This is a genomic window from Pollutimonas rozaliensis (genome assembly GCF_048751585.1).
In the GTDB taxonomy this organism is placed as follows: Bacteria; Pseudomonadota; Gammaproteobacteria; order Burkholderiales; family Burkholderiaceae_B.
Genome location: NZ_JAZHOB010000005.1, coordinates 198,059 through 214,295, shown reverse-complemented (window position 1 = coordinate 214,295; position 16,237 = coordinate 198,059). Strand labels below are relative to the sequence as shown.

The 16,237-nt window shown below is 61.5% G+C and carries 18 protein-coding genes; 13 read left to right on the top strand and 5 right to left on the bottom strand.

What is annotated here, in order from left to right; translation table 11 throughout:
* Positions 1–92: 92 nt before the first annotated feature.
* Complete coding sequence (locus V0R37_RS11175) at positions 93–1,010, top strand: LysR family transcriptional regulator (protein ID WP_420374580.1); 918 nt, start codon at positions 93–95, stop codon at positions 1,008–1,010.
* On the opposite strand, the gene V0R37_RS11170 is transcribed toward V0R37_RS11175, so the two are convergent.
* The gene (locus tag V0R37_RS11170; protein WP_420374579.1) at positions 977–2,185 is read right to left on the bottom strand and encodes an MFS transporter; all 1,209 of its coding nucleotides are present in this window, start codon (positions 2,183–2,185) and stop codon (positions 977–979) included. The two genes, V0R37_RS11175 and V0R37_RS11170, sit on opposite strands and share 34 nt — an antisense overlap.
* 144 nt (positions 2,186–2,329) lie before the next feature.
* On the opposite strand from V0R37_RS11170, the gene nadE reads away from it, so the two are divergent.
* The 4 genes from nadE (at position 2,330) to V0R37_RS11150 (ending at position 5,859) form a co-directional block, all read left to right on the top strand.
* Positions 2,330–3,163 carry an NAD(+) synthase gene (gene nadE / locus V0R37_RS11165; protein ID WP_420374578.1) on the top strand — a complete coding sequence of 278 codons (834 nt, stop codon included), beginning with the start codon at positions 2,330–2,332 and terminating at the stop codon, positions 3,161–3,163.
* 57 nt (positions 3,164–3,220) lie between these two features.
* Positions 3,221–4,156: a bifunctional helix-turn-helix transcriptional regulator/GNAT family N-acetyltransferase gene (locus V0R37_RS11160; protein WP_420374577.1), complete on the top strand. Its 936-nt coding sequence runs from the start codon at positions 3,221–3,223 to the stop codon at positions 4,154–4,156.
* Positions 4,153–5,025 carry a DMT family transporter gene (locus tag V0R37_RS11155; RefSeq protein WP_420374576.1) on the top strand — a complete coding sequence of 291 codons (873 nt, stop codon included), beginning with the start codon at positions 4,153–4,155 and terminating at the stop codon, positions 5,023–5,025. Before V0R37_RS11160 ends, V0R37_RS11155 begins: the two co-directional genes overlap by 4 nt.
* A gap of 90 nt (positions 5,026–5,115) precedes the next feature.
* On the top strand, positions 5,116–5,859 hold the full coding sequence (locus V0R37_RS11150) for a TSUP family transporter (RefSeq protein WP_420374575.1): 744 nt from the start codon (positions 5,116–5,118) through the stop codon (positions 5,857–5,859).
* Positions 5,860–5,863: 4 nt separating this feature from the next.
* Here V0R37_RS11150 and V0R37_RS11145 read toward each other — a convergent pair whose 3' ends face one another.
* The gene (locus tag V0R37_RS11145; protein WP_420374574.1) at positions 5,864–6,400 is read right to left on the bottom strand and encodes a CinA family protein; all 537 of its coding nucleotides are present in this window, start codon (positions 6,398–6,400) and stop codon (positions 5,864–5,866) included.
* Positions 6,393–6,956, bottom strand: coding sequence for a hypothetical protein (locus V0R37_RS11140; RefSeq protein WP_420374573.1), 564 nt, complete (start codon positions 6,954–6,956; stop codon positions 6,393–6,395). Before V0R37_RS11140 ends, V0R37_RS11145 begins: the two co-directional genes overlap by 8 nt.
* An 84-nt stretch (positions 6,957–7,040) precedes the next feature.
* Here V0R37_RS11140 and V0R37_RS11135 point away from each other — a divergent pair, with 84 nt between their 5' ends.
* From V0R37_RS11135 to V0R37_RS11115, 5 genes are all read left to right on the top strand, one after another.
* A complete protein-coding gene (locus V0R37_RS11135; RefSeq protein ID WP_420374572.1) occupies positions 7,041–7,967 on the top strand; it encodes a LysR family transcriptional regulator in 927 nt (308 codons plus the stop codon).
* 116 nt (positions 7,968–8,083) lie between these two features.
* Positions 8,084–9,523 (top strand): FAD-dependent tricarballylate dehydrogenase TcuA, encoded by a 1,440-nt coding sequence (gene tcuA, locus V0R37_RS11130; RefSeq protein ID WP_420374571.1) that lies wholly within the window; start codon positions 8,084–8,086, stop codon positions 9,521–9,523.
* The gene (gene tcuB / locus V0R37_RS11125) at positions 9,510–10,682 is read left to right on the top strand and encodes a tricarballylate utilization 4Fe-4S protein TcuB (RefSeq protein WP_420374570.1); all 1,173 of its coding nucleotides are present in this window, start codon (positions 9,510–9,512) and stop codon (positions 10,680–10,682) included. The genes tcuA and tcuB overlap by 14 nt, the downstream gene beginning before the upstream one ends.
* Positions 10,683–10,720: 38 nt before the next feature.
* On the top strand, positions 10,721–11,701 hold the full coding sequence (locus V0R37_RS11120) for a Bug family tripartite tricarboxylate transporter substrate binding protein (protein WP_420374569.1): 981 nt from the start codon (positions 10,721–10,723) through the stop codon (positions 11,699–11,701).
* Positions 11,702–11,883: 182 nt separating this feature from the next.
* Complete coding sequence (locus tag V0R37_RS11115) at positions 11,884–12,216, top strand: PsiF family protein (RefSeq protein WP_420374568.1); 333 nt, start codon at positions 11,884–11,886, stop codon at positions 12,214–12,216.
* 66 nt (positions 12,217–12,282) lie between these two features.
* Here V0R37_RS11115 and V0R37_RS11110 read toward each other — a convergent pair whose 3' ends face one another.
* Positions 12,283–12,912: a LysE/ArgO family amino acid transporter gene (locus V0R37_RS11110; RefSeq protein WP_420374567.1), complete on the bottom strand. Its 630-nt coding sequence runs from the start codon at positions 12,910–12,912 to the stop codon at positions 12,283–12,285.
* Between the two features lie 136 nt (positions 12,913–13,048).
* Between V0R37_RS11110 and V0R37_RS11105 the strand changes: the two genes are divergently transcribed.
* Positions 13,049–13,957 (top strand): LysR family transcriptional regulator ArgP, encoded by a 909-nt coding sequence (locus V0R37_RS11105; protein WP_420374566.1) that lies wholly within the window; start codon positions 13,049–13,051, stop codon positions 13,955–13,957.
* Positions 13,950–14,810: a M90 family metallopeptidase gene (locus V0R37_RS11100; RefSeq protein ID WP_420374565.1), complete on the top strand. Its 861-nt coding sequence runs from the start codon at positions 13,950–13,952 to the stop codon at positions 14,808–14,810. The genes V0R37_RS11105 and V0R37_RS11100 overlap by 8 nt, the downstream gene beginning before the upstream one ends.
* Positions 14,811–14,860: 50 nt before the next feature.
* Here V0R37_RS11100 and V0R37_RS11095 read toward each other — a convergent pair whose 3' ends face one another.
* Positions 14,861–15,622, bottom strand: a complete 762-nt coding sequence (locus V0R37_RS11095) for an IclR family transcriptional regulator domain-containing protein (protein WP_420374564.1) — start codon at positions 15,620–15,622, stop codon at positions 14,861–14,863.
* 144 nt (positions 15,623–15,766) lie between these two features.
* On the opposite strand from V0R37_RS11095, the gene V0R37_RS11090 reads away from it, so the two are divergent.
* Entirely contained in the window at positions 15,767–16,237 is a 471-nt protein-coding gene (locus tag V0R37_RS11090; RefSeq protein WP_420374563.1) for a MaoC family dehydratase, read from the top strand.

Sequence of the window (16,237 nt, the reverse complement as noted above, 5' to 3'; positions counted from 1 at the left end):
GCAAAATACTACTAATTAATATCTAATTATTAGATGTATTAAAGAAGAATGAGCGCCACGGCGCAGCAGTGCGCACATCAGGCAGAAAAGCAATGCACACATTGAAAACCACCTTGGAACAATGGCGCGTCCTGCAAGCCATCGTCGAACACGGCGGCTATGCCCAGGCGGCGGAGGCCCTGCATCGCAGCCAATCGTCCGTCAGCTACATGGCGGCTCGCCTGCAGCAGCAGGTCGGGGTGCCGCTGTTGACGATAGAAGGGCGCAAGGCCAGATTGACCGAGAGCGGGAAGGCATTGTTGGCGCAAGCGTCGGACCTGCTCAGCGATGCTTCCAAGCTTGAGCAAAGGGCGGCTCAGCTGGAACGCGGCTGGGAGGCCGAGCTTAGGCTGGTGGTCGACGCCGCGTTGCCCACTCCCTTGCTATTGCAAGCCTTGACGCAATTCACGCAGGTGGCGGGCCAGACGCGCCTGCAACTGACCGAGGTGGTGCTTTCGGGCGCCGAGGAAGCCCTGGCCGGGCAGCGCGCCGATATTCTGGTCGGCACGCGCGTCCCCGCCGGCTATTTGGGCGATCTTTTGCTGGACGTGGATTTCATCGCCGTGGCGCATCCGTCGCATGCGCTGCACCGCTTGGGGCGCGAATTGACCGGCGATGACCTGAGGCGCGAGATGCAAGTGGTGCTGCGCGATTCGGGCACGATAAGGCCGCGCGATGAAGGCTGGCTGGGTTCCACCCAGCGCTGGACGGTAAGCAGCCTGGAGACCTCGGCGGCCATGGTGGCCGACGGCCTGGGTTTTGCCTGGTTGCCGCGCCACCTGATACAACGACGCCTGGACGAAGGCGCTCTTTGGCCGTTGCCATTGACCGAAGGCCAGGTGCGCCGGGTGTCGCTATACCTGACCTTCGGCAATCAAGAACAGGCCGGGCCGGCTGCCCGTCACCTAGCGCAAGTTCTGAGCCAGGCAGCGCGCCATCATGCGGCGTCGGCCGAAAACGCCTTGCGATAGCGCCACAGCAGCCATAGGCAGATGCCGGCGGGCACGATCAACGATGCGAAGGCAAGGCCGTAGCTGCCGAAAGCGCTGGCTATCAAGCCGAATATCGGAGGCCCGATGACGATGCCCAGAAAGGTCATGGACAGCGTTCCGCCGGTGGCGATGCTGGCTTGCCCGGGCGGCGCCTGGCGCGCGACTTCGGCCAGATAGACGCCATTCCAGCCTACGGCGCTGCTGCCGAAGAGCGACAGCACGATCAGGGTCAGAGCTTGCGAGTCGAAATACTGCAGGAAAGGCGTCGCCAGGGAACATATGGCTATCAGTACGGCCAGCAGGCCCAGCATGGCGATAGGGCCCAGGTAGCGGTCCGATAGATAACCCCACAGCAGCCGCCCGGCCACACCCGCCGCCTGAGCGACGGCCAGTGTGAATCCGGCCACGATCAATCCCATGCCCAGGTCATCGTGCAGGAACGTCACCATATAGGTGATCAAAGACAACTGGGTAATTGAAAACATGAAGGATACAGCCGCCAGGACTGCCAGGCTGCGCTGGCTGAATACCAGGCGCAACGGAGCCGCCAGCCCATTGCCGAATGACACGGCTTGGGTTCTGTCCTTGTCGGCATCCAGGTCCGCGCACAAGGGCTGGATCGCCACGGCGCACAGCAGGGTGACGGCGGCGATGGTCAGAAAGGCCGCTTGCCAACCGGCGATGTCGGCCAGGCCCGGCACGATGACGCCGGCCAGCACCCCGCCCAGCGGCACGCCGGTCTGCTTGATGGAAAACACAAAGGACATGCGGTGGGCCGGTGTGCTGCGCGCCAGTAAATGCGAGCTTGCCGGCGTAATGGGACCATAGCCCAAGCCCACGAATACCGCCCCGAGCGCCGTGGCGACGGGCGATTCGATGGCGCATAGCGCCACGCCCGTGGCACACAGTATCAGGCCCAGTTGGCTGGCACGTATGGCGCCGTAGCGGCGTACGACCCCGCCCGACAGCAAGCTGGCCGCCATGGCGCCGGCATAAGCGAAGGCAATATACAAGCCCAGATACACCGTCGAGATCCCCAGCGCCTGGGCAACGGTCGGGGCCACCACCGGCAAGGTCAGCAGGCACATGGCCACCAGGGACTGCACCGTCAGGGTGGCGACGAGTACCACGGTCGCCGATATGGGTTTGCTCATGCGGGAGGGAGATCCTTCTTGCTTTTTGACCAGAGGCGGCCGGATGCCATATACGGAGGCGACACCTGTCGTATCATAATCCTTCAAGGCCAAGGCGGCTTTCCGCCAGGCTCGTCAATGGATTTCAACCGGAAGGAATAGATCGTGCTAACACCGGAACAGCGCGCCACGCAGCGCGACATCATCAAGGAACTGGGCGTGGATACCGATTTCGATGCCGAGCGCGAGATCGAAAGACGGGTCAAATTCCTGGCTGATTACCTGGTGGAAACCGGCAGCAGCGCGCTGGTACTTGGCATCAGCGGGGGCGTCGACTCGCTGGTCGGGGGCTGCCTGTCGCAGCGCGCCGCCGTCCTGGCCCGCAACCGGGGGCGCGAAGCCAGCTTTATCGCCATGCGCCTGCCATACGGCGAGCAGCGCGACGAGCACGATGCGCAAGCCTCGCTGGATGTCATCCAGCCGGACAAGCAGCTTGCCGTCAACGTCAAGCCGGCCAGCGACGCCATGCTGGCCGCCCTGCTGCAGGGCGGAGCGGAATTTCGCGACGACAGGCAGCAGGACTTCCTGTTGGGCAACATCAAGGCCCGTCAGCGGATGATCGCGCAATACGCGGTTGCCGGGGCGCATCGCGGACTGGTCGTGGGAACCGACCATGCCGCCGAAGCGTTGATGGGCTTCTTCACCAAATTCGGCGATGGGGCGGCCGACCTTACGCCGCTTGCGGGCCTGAGCAAGCGGCGCGTCCGCGCTCTGGCCAGCGCCATGGGCGCTCCCGAGGCCCTGGTCATGAAAATCCCCACAGCCGACCTGGAATCGCTTTCGCCGTTGAAGCCCGATGAAGATGCATTCGGAGTGACTTACGGTGAAATCGACGATTTCCTGGAAGGGAAGGACGTTTCCCCGGAAGCCTTCGAGATCATTGTGCGCACGCATCGGAATTCGGCGCATAAAAGAGCCTTGCCTTATTCTCCTTCTTGAAATTAGTTGATTTAGGCAACTAAAAGTTTGACAATGGCATTCATTCAGGAGAATGCCATGTCGCCGGAATCCGATGTCCTTGAACGGCAAATTGCCGCTGTCCGTGGTTTCAGCCGCTTCTATACGCGCCAATTGGGACTGCTCAACAAAGGCTTGTACAAAACGCGGTATTCCTTGACCGAGGCGCGGGTCATCTTCGAGCTGGCGCAACGGGACGGCCTGACCGCCAGCGACCTGGCGCGCGGGCTCAGCCTGGATGCCGGCTACCTAAGCCGGCTGCTCAAGAAATTCCACACCATGGGCTTGCTGGAGCGCAGCGCCTCGCCGCAAGACGGGCGGCAGGCCGTGCTGTCCCTGACGGCTCAGGGACATGGTCTTTTTCAGGAGTTGAACCGGTATTCCCACGACGAGGTGGCGGGCATGCTGGCGGAGCTGTCCGAGGACGAACGCCAGTCGCTGGCCGACGCCATGCGCAAAGTGCAAGGCCTGCTGGGGGATGGGGATGCCTGCGAAGTGCCATGCATTATCCGTTCGCTTGAACCGGGGGATATAGGCTGGATCACGCGCCAGCAAGGCCTGCTTTATCATCGGGAATACGGCTGGGACATCCGCTTCGAAGCGCTGGTGGCTGAAATACTTTCCCATTTCGTCAGTTCGTTCGACGAGCGCCGGGAACGCGCCTGGGTGGTCGAAAAAGAAGGCATGGTGGTCGGCTCGGTCTTTGTCGTGCAGGAGTCGGAAACCGTTGCCAAGCTGCGCCTGCTGTATGTGGACCAGGCGGCGCGCGGCCTGGGCCTGGGCCGCCGCCTGGTGGACGAATGCATAGATTTCGCGCGCTCCAGGCATTACAGCAAACTCACCTTGTGGACCAACGATGTGCTGGCTTCGGCGCGGCGCATTTATCAGGCGGCGGGCTTCAGGCTTGTCCGGGAAGAGCAGCACCATTCCTTTGGAAAAGACCTGGTCGGCCAGCACTGGGACCTGGACTTGTGATACCGCCGCGCGAAGCGCTGGCGCTGGCCGCCGCCGCGGCAACCGGCGTGCAGGTGGGCGCCGCCATGGTGGCGACACGCTATGTGGTCAACGACATCGGCCCGCTGTCGCTGGGCCTGCTGCGCTATGCCATTGCCTTGTTGTGCCTTTTGCCTTTCGCGGTAATGCGCCGGCGCGTGAGCTACGCCGGGCGCGATCTGCTGGCCATCATCGGGCTGGGCATCGTTCAGTTCGCCGTCCTTATCATCTTGATCAATCTGGGCTTGCAGTACATCAGCTCTACCCGCGCGGCCTTGCTGTTTGCCACGATGCCGCTGTTGACCATGGTGGTCGCCGCCGCGGTCGGGAGCGAAAGCCTGAGCGTGCCCAAGACGGTGGGCGCCGTGCTTGCCCTGGCGGGCGTTGCCGCCACGCTGGGCGAGAATCTGCTTGCGGGGTCGGGGCGCAATGAATGGACGGGCATTGCGATGGTGCTGGGCGCGGCGCTTTGCGGAGCTGCCTGTTCCGTCTGCTACCGTCCTTACCTTGCCCGATACCCGACCTTGTCCCTGGCCACCGTTGCCATGCTGGCTTCGGTCGTGTTCCTGGCCGTGCTGGCGCAGACCGAAGGCTTTTTCACGCAATGGCCTTCCCTGCATGCCAAGGGATGGGCCGCCGTGGTGTTTATCGGCATCTCCAGCGGCTCGGGCTACATGCTGCTGCTGTGGGCGCTCAAGCATGCCAGCCCCACGCGCGTCACCGTTTTTCTGTCGCTCAGTCCCGTAACCGCCGCTTGGCTGGGTGTGGCGTTCCTGGGTGAATCGATCACGCCCGGCATTGTGCTGGGCATGCTTGGTGTCGCCGGCGGCTTGTGGGCCGCGACCCGTTAAAGCGGGCCGCGCGGCATGGCGGCGCTGGGCTTGTCACACAATAGTCATATAATCTGGCGCTATCTTCTTCGCGCAACCCGGTAAGTAATCTTGCAAATCGCTCTCCTGTCCATATTGGCTGTCTCGGTGTTGGGCACATCGTTCGTCTCCGGCGTATTCGGGATGGCGGGCGGCATGATACTCATGGGCATCCTGATCGCCTACCTGCCGGTTTCCGCCGCCATGGTGCTGCATGGCACGGCGCAAATGACGTCCAATGGATGGCGAGCGCTGCTGTGGCGGCGCCATACGCATTACGGAATTTTCGGCCGCTACATTCTGGGGCTGCTGACGGCGGGGCTGCTGTTCGCCTTCGTCGGCTTCGTGCCCGATCGGGCCATGGTCCTGATCGCCCTGGGCATCATTCCTTTTCTGGCTGTGCTGATCCCCGCCCGATTCGTACCGCAGGCCAACAGCCGCTTTGGCGCGGAGGCTTGCGGCTTCATGAACACCTGCATGCAGTTCATTGCCGGCGTGTCGGGGCCTTTGCTGGATGTGTTCTTCGTGCGCTGCCATATGGACAGGCGCAGCGTAGTGGCGACCAAGGCCGCCTGCCAGACTTTCTCGCATCTGGCCAAGCTTATCTACTTCACCCACATCATGGGCGGCGACAGCGAGGTCGAGCGCTGGGCGATGGCGGTGGCCATCGCGATGGCCATCCTGGGCACCAGCTTGAGCAAGTTCGTATTGGAAAAGCTGACCGATCATCAGTTCCGGCGCTGGACTCAGGCCCTGGTGATGACGATAGGCGTGGTCTATCTCTCGCAGGGCGCCTACGTTCTCCTTACCCGCTGACGCATCAACCCGATCGCGGGTCGGCCGCGCTCTTGGCCTGGATCAGAAAATAATGAGGGATGCGTTCCAGCGCATACCGGGCAGCGGCGGTCCGAATTTCCGTCCTGTCCCCCGCGAACCGGCGCGTTTCGCTGAAAAGGGCCGATCGCGACGGCTGCCCGCTGGCCTCCGCCTTGAAAGCCCAAGCAAAGCATTGCGTCCCGGCCGGAATATCGCGGTCGGTGCCATCGACGACTCCCGTATTCGAAACCGCGACATTTGCCCGGCTGTTCTTCAAGGCGCCCACGGCCATTTCCCGGGCAACCGCTTCGCTGGTCAGGTTGCAGCTCTCCAGCGTTTCGGGCTTGACCGACAGGCAGCGTTTCTTCGCCTCGGGCGAGTAGGTGACGAAAGCGCAATCCAGAAGCTGGCCCGCGCCGGGCATATCGGCCAGCGTGGCGGCGATCAGCCCGCCGGTGCAGGATTCGGCCGTTACCAGCATCAGGGAGCGATCGCACATGAAACTGGCGACGTCCTCGATGCCGGGCTGCGGGTCAGCCACGCTCCTTTCCTTCTTGCGCGGCCTTTTCCAGATCCTGCTCGCTCAGCATCCTTATGTCCGGGTCGGCCGTATTGTTGTCTCCGGGTGTGAATCGCAAGCCCTGCATATAAGGCGTGGGCTTCTTGCGGCGGTAGTCGGCAAATTCCTTGGCGTAATAGCTTCGCGCCTGCTCCACGTCCTTTACGCCGGTGGCGATGTCGTGCATCAGGTTCAGCGCCAGGAAGTTCGCTTCCTCATCGTGGCAGCGCGCCGAGACTTCGCCCTTTGTGCGATTGATGACGACACTGCCGTCGAACAGGCAGGCCTCGGTCGCCTTGTCGGGCGGGAAGCGATAATCGATAACGGATTCCACCGAGTCATAGTGGGGTGCCGGAAAATCGTGTTGAGTGACTGTCCGGGATGCGACGATCCGTTTCCAGGGACCTGGCCGATGCCAAGTGATCAGCGTATCGGTAATTTCATCCGGTTCGCCGTATTTATCGACGACCAATTGCGCGGCCTCCTGGGCGTCTTCGGGCCAGTCCGCTATGCTGGGTGACAGGTGTTGTGCTTGCATGGGTTTTCCTCCGGGCTGTGGCAAGTGACTTCCGCCAGCAATCTGCGTGCCGTTTGCGCGGAACTAGCCGCTACAATCGCTCGTATGGAAATCCGTCAACTTCGTTACTTCACCTGCGTGGTCGAAGCGGGCAGCATGGGCAAGGCGGCCCGCGAACTGGGTGTGGTCACTTCCGCGCTCAGTCAGCAGATCAGCCGCCTGGAGTCCGAGCTGGCCACCCGCCTGCTCCAGCGCACCGGCACAGGCGTCGTGCCCACCGATGCCGGCCTGGCATTCTTCAGGCAAGCGCAGTTGGCCCTGCGCCATGTTGACGAAGCGGCTCGCGCGGCGCAGCAGGCCCGGCTTTCGGGGCATGTCAGCGTAGGCATGGCGCCCACGACTTCGGCGGTCATGGGGCTGCCGCTCATGCTGGCGATGCGCGAGCGCTATCCCGATGTGCGTTTCCATCTGGTCGAATCCCTGTCCGGGCATTTGATGAATATGCTCAATGCGCGGCAACTGGACCTGGCCATAGTGTTCAACAGCGAAGCCGGCCGAAGGTGGTCGGTCATGCCCTTGCTGGACGAGCGCTTGTTTGTGATCGCCGTCAAGGGCTTCAAGGGATTCCCCAGGCAGAAGAAGGTCCGCTTGGCCGGCCTGACCGGACTGCCTCTGGTCATGCCCACCAACATGCACGGATTGCGCTCCCTACTGGCGGGGGCCATAGGTCAGCAGGATCTCAGCATCAACATTGCCATGGAAATCGATTCGCTGGCGATGCTGATGGATGCCGTCGGCGCGGGGCTGGTGGCGACCATACAGCCCGGCGCCGCCATAGCGCGCTTGCCCGACCAGGCTTTTCTGATGTCCGAGATATCTGATCCGGGCCTGGTGCGCCGCAATCTGCTGGTCAGCCTGTCCGACGACGAGCTTTCGCCGGCGGGGCTGGCGACAAGGGTCGTGATGCGCGACGTCGCCTTGCGGCTGGTGCGCGAAGGACGCTGGGTGGGGGCCTCCGTTCACGAATCATGAAGGGCTGTTGCGATACATCCCACTAGCGGGCAGGGCATATTGTTTCTATTCTTGTCGCTTCGGCACGCGACCCCAGCGAATGGGGCCTGCCTTCGACTATCCCTGGAAAGTGAACGATGCTGGATGTACTCGTAATCGGCGGCGGAAATGCCGCCTTGTGCGCCGCCCTGATGGCGCGCGAAGCGGGCGCAAGCGTCATGATCCTGGAATCCGCCCCCAAGGAATGGCGCGGCGGCAATTCCCAGCACACGCGCAATCTGCGCTGCATGCATGACGCGCCCCAGGATGTGCTGGTGGACGCCTACCCCGAAGAAGAATTCTGGCAGGACCTGCTCAAGGTAACGGGGGGCATCACGAACGAGAAGCTCGCCCGGATGGTGATACGCGCCTCATCCTCCTGTCGCGATTGGATGCGCAAGCACGGCGTGCGCTTCCAGCCCTCGCTGTCGGGAACCTTGCATGTCGCCCGCACCAATGCCTTTTTCATGGGAGGAGGCAAAGCGCTCGTCAACGCCTACTACCGCAGCGCCGAAAACCTGGGCGTGCAGATACGCTACGACGCACCGGTCGATGCGCTGGAGCTGGACGGCGACCGTTTCGTCGCGGCCCGCATCGGCGATGAGCGCATCGAGGCGCGTGCCTGCGTGGTGGCCAGCGGGGGGTTCGAGTCGAATCGGGAATGGCTGCGCGAGGCTTGGGGACAGAACGAGGCGGGCGAATGGCCGGCCGATAATTTCCTGATACGCGGCACCCGCTTCAACATGGGCGTGCTGCTCAAGTTTCTGCTTGATGCGGGCGCCGATTCCATCGGCGATCCGACGCAGTCCCACTCGGTGGCCATCGACGCGCGGGCGCCGCTGTACGATGGCGGAATCTGTACGCGAGTCGATTGCGTATCGTTGGGCATTGTGGTCAACCGCGATGCGCAACGCTTTTACGACGAGGGCGAAGACTTCTGGCCCAAGCGCTACGCCATCTGGGGCCGGCTGGTTGCCAAGCAGCCCGGCCAGATCGCCTATTCCATCATCGATGCAAAAGCCGTGGGCCGCTTCATGCCGCCGGTATTCCCGGGCGAGAAGGCCGACACCCTGCCGGAACTAGCGCGGCAGCTGGGTCTGGACGAGCAAACATTCATGGAAACGGTCAACAGCTATAACGCGTCCTGCCGCATGGGCCAGTTCAACCACGAAGTCCTGGACGATTGCCATACCGAAGGCCTGACGCCGGCCAAGACGCACTGGGCTCGCCCGCTGGATACCGCGCCGTACTATGCCTATGCCTTGCGGCCCGGAATTACGTTTACCTATCTTGGCGTCAAGGTGGACGAGAACGCCGCCGTGCATTTCAACGGCCGTCCCAGCGGCAATCTGTTCGCCGCGGGCGAAGTGATGGCCGGCAATGTGCTGGGGCAGGGCTATACCGCTGGCGTGGGCATGAGCATAGGCACAGCCTTCGGCCGCATCGCCGGAACGCAGGCCGCCGCCGCGGCTCTCGAAGCCGGCCAAACGCTGGACGCAACATCGGTAAACGCAGGAAAAGAACATGCAGCAGCTTGAAGCACTGACCCGGGAAGCGGTATCGCTGGCCCAGCCCGGCATTCCCCCCCTGACCGCCGACGAAGCGGAAGTCGACCGCATCATGACCATCTGCAATGCCTGTCGCTATTGCGAAGGTTTTTGCGCCGTCTTTCCCGCCATGACGCGCCTGCTTGAATTCAACAAGGCCGATATCCATTACCTGGCAAACTTGTGCCACAACTGCGGCGCCTGTTTGCATTCCTGTCAGTACGCGCCGCCCCACGAGTTCGCCGTCAATGTGCCCAAGGCCATGGCCACCGTGCGGGTGCAGACCTACTCCGACTATGCCTGGCCGCCTGCCCTGGGAGCACTTTACAAGCGCGCCGGGCTGACCTTGTCGCTGGCCGTCGCGGGCGGCTTGTCCTTGTTCCTGATCCTGACGCTGCTGGTGAATGGCTCCCTGTTCCACGAGCCGCTGGCGGGCAATTTTTACGCCATCTTTCCCCACAACACGCTGGCGTTGATGTTCGGCCTGGTTTTCCTGTATTCGGTTGTTGCCCTGGGCATAGGCGTTGCGCGGTTCTGGCGCCGGGTTTCGCCCCCGACGCCGGTTCAGGGCGGGAAGACCGAAGTAGCGGTCGAGGCCACGCGCAATGCGCTGACCCTTAAGTACCTGGACGGCGGGCACGGCGATGGCTGCAACGATGAAGACGACCGGTTTTCGCTGTGGCGGCGGCGCTTCCATCACTTGACGTTCTACGGTTTCCTGCTTTGTTTTGCGGCCACGTCGGTGGCCACGCTGTATCACTATCTGCTTGGCTATCAGGCGCCGTATCCGGTGTTCAGCCTGCCTGTTCAGTTAGGAATATTCGGCGGCATCGGCCTGCTGATCGGCCCGGCTGGCTTGCTGTGGCTGAACATCAGGCGCCACCCGCTGCATGGCGATGCGGCGCAGCGGCCCATGGATCGCGGATTCATCGCCTTGCTGTTCCTGACCAGCCTTAGCGGCCTGGCCCTGCTGGCTTGGCGCGACACCGGCGCTATGGCACTATTGCTGGCGGTGCATCTGGGCATTGTCATGGCTTTCTTTTTAACCATGCCTTACGGTAAATTCGCTCACGGCATTTTCAGGTGCGCGGCGTTGCTGAAAAGCTCAATAGAAAAGCGGCAGCCCAACCGCCTGGGCCTGGGCGACTGACCCAGACCCATTTTTACTCTTTAGACACTGGAGACAAAATGATCAGATCACGCTTTTTTGCGGGACTGTGCGCCGCCGGACTCATCGCGGCACTGGCCGGTACGTCCGTGTCGGCACAGGAATTCCCCAAGGACAGGCCCATTACCTTGATGGTCGGATTCGCGGCGGGGGGCGGCACCGATACGGCCGCACGCATCATCGCCAAGAAACTGTCCGAGAACCTTGGCATGTCGGTTGTGGTGGAGAACAAGCCGGGCGCCGGCGGCAATATCGCCCACCAATTGATGACCAACGCCAAGCCGGACGGCAGCACGATCCTGCTGGGTTCCATCGGCCCCTTGTCGATCGCTCCCCACCTGATGAAGCTGCCCTACGATCCGGTGAAAGACCTGGCGCCGATCACCATGGGCGTCAACTTCCCCAACGTGTTGGTGGTCAACCCCACGCTGAAGGTCAAGACCTTGGCCGAGTACATCGCATTGGCAAAATCCAAGCCCGGCGGCCTGGATTATGCGTCGACCGGCGTCGGATCGGCCTCGCATATGGCGGGCGAATTGTTCAACCAGCGTGCAGGCGTTGACATCCTTCACGTACCCTATAAGGGCGGCAATCCCGCCCTGGTAGACGTGGTGGGAGGCCGGGTGGGCGCTTATTACTCCACGCCGTCGTCGGCCGCGCCCCATATCGCCACCGGCAAGGTCATCGCACTGGCCACCACCGGTCTGGAACGCTCCGAAGCCCTGCCCGATGTACCGACGATTGCCGAATCCGGCTTTCCGGGCTTCAACGCCACGAACTGGTACGCTTTCGTCGCGCCCGGCAAGACGCCCGAAAACATACTGGAGCGCTGGAATCAGGAATTGGTCAAAGTTCTGAAATCGCCTGATGTGCACGACGAACTCGTCAAGATAGGCCTCACGCCCATGCCCGGCACGCGCCAGGAGCTCAAGGACTACATCGCCAGCGAATCGGCGACATGGGCCAAGGTTATAAAAGAGCGTAATATCACCATAGAATAAACCGGGCGGCGAACTCTGTTCATCCCCCGACCGGCAAGCTTGCGGGTCTTCAGCCCGCGGGCTTTTTTAGGTCGGGCAGGAGCAAAGTCAAGAAAGGTAAAGTCGCGGTTTTTCAGCTTGTGTCCCGCCTGCTTTGGTTTCAATATACAGGCGCCGATTTGCCACTTATCCGAGGTGATGACATGAAAGTTTTAAGCCGGTTTTTGATAAGCGCCGCTGTTCTGGGTAGTATGGCCGCAATGCCCGCCTACTCGGCGGAAACCGCCGCTCCTTCCAAGGCCAAGACCGCGCAGCAGGAACGCATGGTCAGCTGCAATAAAGACGCGAAGGGCAAAACCGGGGACGAGCGCAAGGCGTTCATGAGCAGTTGCCTGAAGGGCGAGGCTCCGGGGCAGAAGAAAGAGCTCAGCGCTTCGCAGCAGCGCATGAAGTCGTGCAATGCCGAAGCGTCCGCAAAGAGCCTGAAGGGCGACAAGCGCAGTGCTTTCATGAGCACCTGCCTGAAAGCCAAATAAGCGGCTTCTTTCCCGTTGTCGCCAACCCCGTGCGTGTTTTCACGCCGGGGTTTTTCTTGCTTGATCCTAAATGCCGCCGTATGCCAGGCGCGCCGCCAGCCACGCCATTACAAAGGCGATGACGCCATCCAGAATCCGCCAGGCCCGTGGGTTGGAAAACGCCGGCGCGAACAAGCGCGAGCCCGCTCCCAGCACGGCCAGCCAGATGATGCTGGCCGACAGCGCGCCCGCCGCAAACCACAGGCGGGATTCGGCGAAGCCGTAAGCCAGCGATCCCACCACCATCATGTCCAGCCAGAAATGGGGATTCAGCAAAGTAAAGCCCACTGCCCCCAGCAGCGCGGCCCGGCGCGACGGCACCGCATGGCGCGCCGCGGCCAAGCCGCTTTCGGACCGCAGGGCGCGCCTTGCCGAGGCAAGCGCGTACCAGGCAAGAAAGGCGACGCCGAACCACAAGATGACACCGGTCAACCAGGGGAACTTGTCGGCCAGGGTTTGCAGGCCCCAAACGCTGGCGAAGATGAAGACCGCGTCGATCAGCGCGCAGATCAGCAGGATGCTGAGCAGATGGGCGCGCATCAGGCCTTGCCGCAGGATGAAGGCGCTTTGCGCGCCCACCACGGCGAACAACCCAAGCCCGGTGGCGGCGCCGCTGGCCCAGGCGGCAAGCGATGGAAGGGAAACGAGAGAAAGCATGGCCGAAATTCCAGTTGAAGGGAGTATCCATACGCCCGTAGGCGTTAAGGTACCGGGGGCCATTCTGGCTTGTATTCCTTATAAAATAAAGCTAAATTAATTTAACTATATTAAGTAAAGCTAATTTAAATACGGTATGAAGATCGATCATGGCAATCTAAGAGCATTGGCCGCCGTGGTGCGCGAAGGCAGCTTCGAACGCGCGGCCGCTTCGCTTAGCGTGACGCCGTCGGCCATTTCGCAACGCATCAAGGCGTTGGAGGAACGCATGGGGCGCTTGCTGGTTCAGCGCGGCGTGCCTGCCGAAGCCACGCCTGACGGGCGGGTCCTGGTGCAGCTTGCCGAACAGACCGCACTGCTGGAGCATGACGCCCTGGGCCGCCTGGGCCTGGATGACGCCGCCACAGCGGCCAGCATTGCGGTGGCGGTCAATCACGACAGCCTGGAAACCTGGTTCATGCGGGCGGCGGAATTGTTCGCGGCGGGGACGAGGGCGACGCTGGACCTGCAGTCCGAAGACCAGGACCACACGGCCGCGCTGCTGCGCAACGGCGCCGTGCTTGGCGCGGTAACCACCTTGGCCGATCCGGTGCAGGGCTGCCGTATTCATGCGCTGGGCAGCATGCGTTATATCGCCACATGCTCGCCGCAGTTCCACGAAAGGTATTTTGCCCAAGGGGTCAATGCGCGTACCCTGGCCGCGGCGCCCGTGCTGGTGTTCAATCGCAAGGACGCCATGCAGGCGCGGTTTGCCCGCAGAGTCATGGGCGGCGCATCGTGGCAGCCCCCGGTCTGGTGGCTGCCGTCATCGCGGGCTTTCGTCCACGCCACATTGGGCGGCCTGGGCTGGACCATGAATCCCTTGCCGCTGGTGCAGCGGGAACTGGACGAAGGCCGCCTGGTGCCCCTGCGCACCCGGGCGACGGAAGATGTCCCGCTGTATTGGCAGCATTGGCGGGTACACTCGCAAGCCATGGATGTTCTGACCGATTCAATATTGGAGGCCGCCGGGGGCCTGGTGAAGAAAGGCGGAAAACATGCTTAGATGGCTTTTGGGCCGGGGCGCCACGCAACGGCGTGTGGAGCGTGAATTGGCGCTTATCAATGCGGATGAATGGCAAGACGCGGTGCAGCGCCATGCCTTCCTGGCGGGCCTGGACCCGGAAGAAGACCAGGCCCTGCGTCAGCGTGCGGCCTGGCTATTGGCCAGCAAGGCATTCAGCGGGGCACACGGCCTGGAGGTCACCGACGAGATCATGCTTTCCATTGCCATCCAGGCCGCGTTGCCCATATTGAAACTGGATCCGGTCCTGTACGAAGGCTGGACGGAAATCATCGTGTACCCAGGCGGTTTTCTCATACCCCGCAACGATGTCGATGAAAGCGGCGTCGTCCACGAATATATACAAGAGGCATCCGGCGAAGCCTGGGAGGGCGGCCCCCTTATCCTGTCCTGGGAGGACGCCGCGCCCGGCGGATCGCCGGGGATGAATGTCGTCATACACGAGTTCGCGCACAAAATCGATCTTTACGCCGGTTCGGCCGACGGCATGCCCAGCCTGTCGGCGCATCCCGAACTTCGGCCCGGGCATTGGCAACGAGTGCTGAACGAATCCTTCGATGATTTCAATGCGGCGCTGGATGCGGTCGAAGGGGCGATTCCCAGGGATGTCGATCCCGAGTCCGAGGACGCGGCGGCCTGGTACGAGACCTTGCCGATGGATCCATACGCCGCCACCGACACGGCCGAATTCTTCGCCGTCAGCACCGAGGCCTTCTTCATCGCTCCCGGGCCGCTGGCCCGATCTCTGCCTGAATGGTATGAGTTGCTTGCACGGTTTTACCGGCAAGACCCGCTGTCTCGCCTGCCTCGTGCCGCTCATCTTGGCGGGCGTTAGCCTGCTTCAAAGTCAGCACTTATTTCAAGCCGGCTGGCAAAAAGGCGCTGCTACATTGATGAGCGGATCTGCGCCGCGGCATTCCTCAAGGAACCAAGGTAGCGCGCAACCGCCTGCTCTTCGTCGATCTGTCCGGCGGGAAGGCTCACATTGACGGCGCCGATGGCTTTTCCTTCCAGGTTCTTCACCGCGATAGCCAGGCCGCAAATGGACTCGTCCAGTTCCCCTTTTACCCATGCATAGCCTTTTGCACGGACCGCATGGATTTCATCCCGTAGGGCGTCCTTGCTTACGATGGTCTGGTTCGTCAGGCGATGCAGCGGCGCTGCCTCAAGATACTGCTCCAGCTCCGTCTCGGATTGCTCTGCCAGCAGGATGCGGCCCATGGAAACGGCATTGGCCGGCAGCCTGCTTCCCAATGTCGGGCTGGCGCGAAGAATTTTGTATTTGGGTATACGCACGACATAGATGATGTCGGTGTGATCAAGTATGGACATCGCGCAGGACTGCTCAATAGCTTGTGACAGCTCTTCCAGCGCGAACTGAGCATGCCGCCAGTATGGAAGCGAATACAGATACGACAACCCAAGGCTCAGCACCTTGGGTGTAAGCGAATGGGTTTTTCCGTCGCTTTCCATATACCCGATCTCGATCAGGGTCAGAAGATAACGCTTGACCACCGACCTGCTCAAGCCTGTGGATTCGGCAAGTTCGGCAATCGTCATGCCTTGCTTGCTCTTGCCCAAGGTTTCGATAATCAGGAGGCCTCGGGCAAAGGTCCGCACAAAACTTTCACTGTCAGAAGACGCCATTATTCTTTTTCCATACACGTTGACACATACGCTTAGCACGCATAAAATGTTCGTACAGCGGTTGTTAATAACCGCACAGCGGTCATTTTAGGGCTTTAGGGATGGCTTTGTAAAGCCTCCCCCGTTTACAACTGGAGAGTATGCATGAGCTACAAGTACGAAAAGGATTTCTGGGCGGATAATGCCGCTCGAAAAATCTGGGACGACATCGTCCCGGGTGAACCTAGAAAAACTATACCTTACACATTGACCAAAGAAGATATCTACAAGCTTTGCCATGCGGTGGACGATATGAATCCGCTATACATCGACGAAGAGTACGCGAAGACCACCGTTCACGGCGGCATCATCGCTCCACCGTCGATCCATGTGTTGTTGATGTTTTCCTGCACACCGAACGACGACTGGATGAGAAGCCCGGGCACCATCAACGCCGGACAGTCATGGAGCTATAACAAGCCCGCCCGTCCGGGCGACGTTATTACCTTGCACGCCAGGGCGTTGGACAAGTTCATCAAGGGCGATCGCTTGTTCGCCATCCATGACAATGTATTTTTCAATCAGAACAATGAAGTGATCTGTTCCGGCCGAGGCTGGACCATCCGTCCCGTGTGA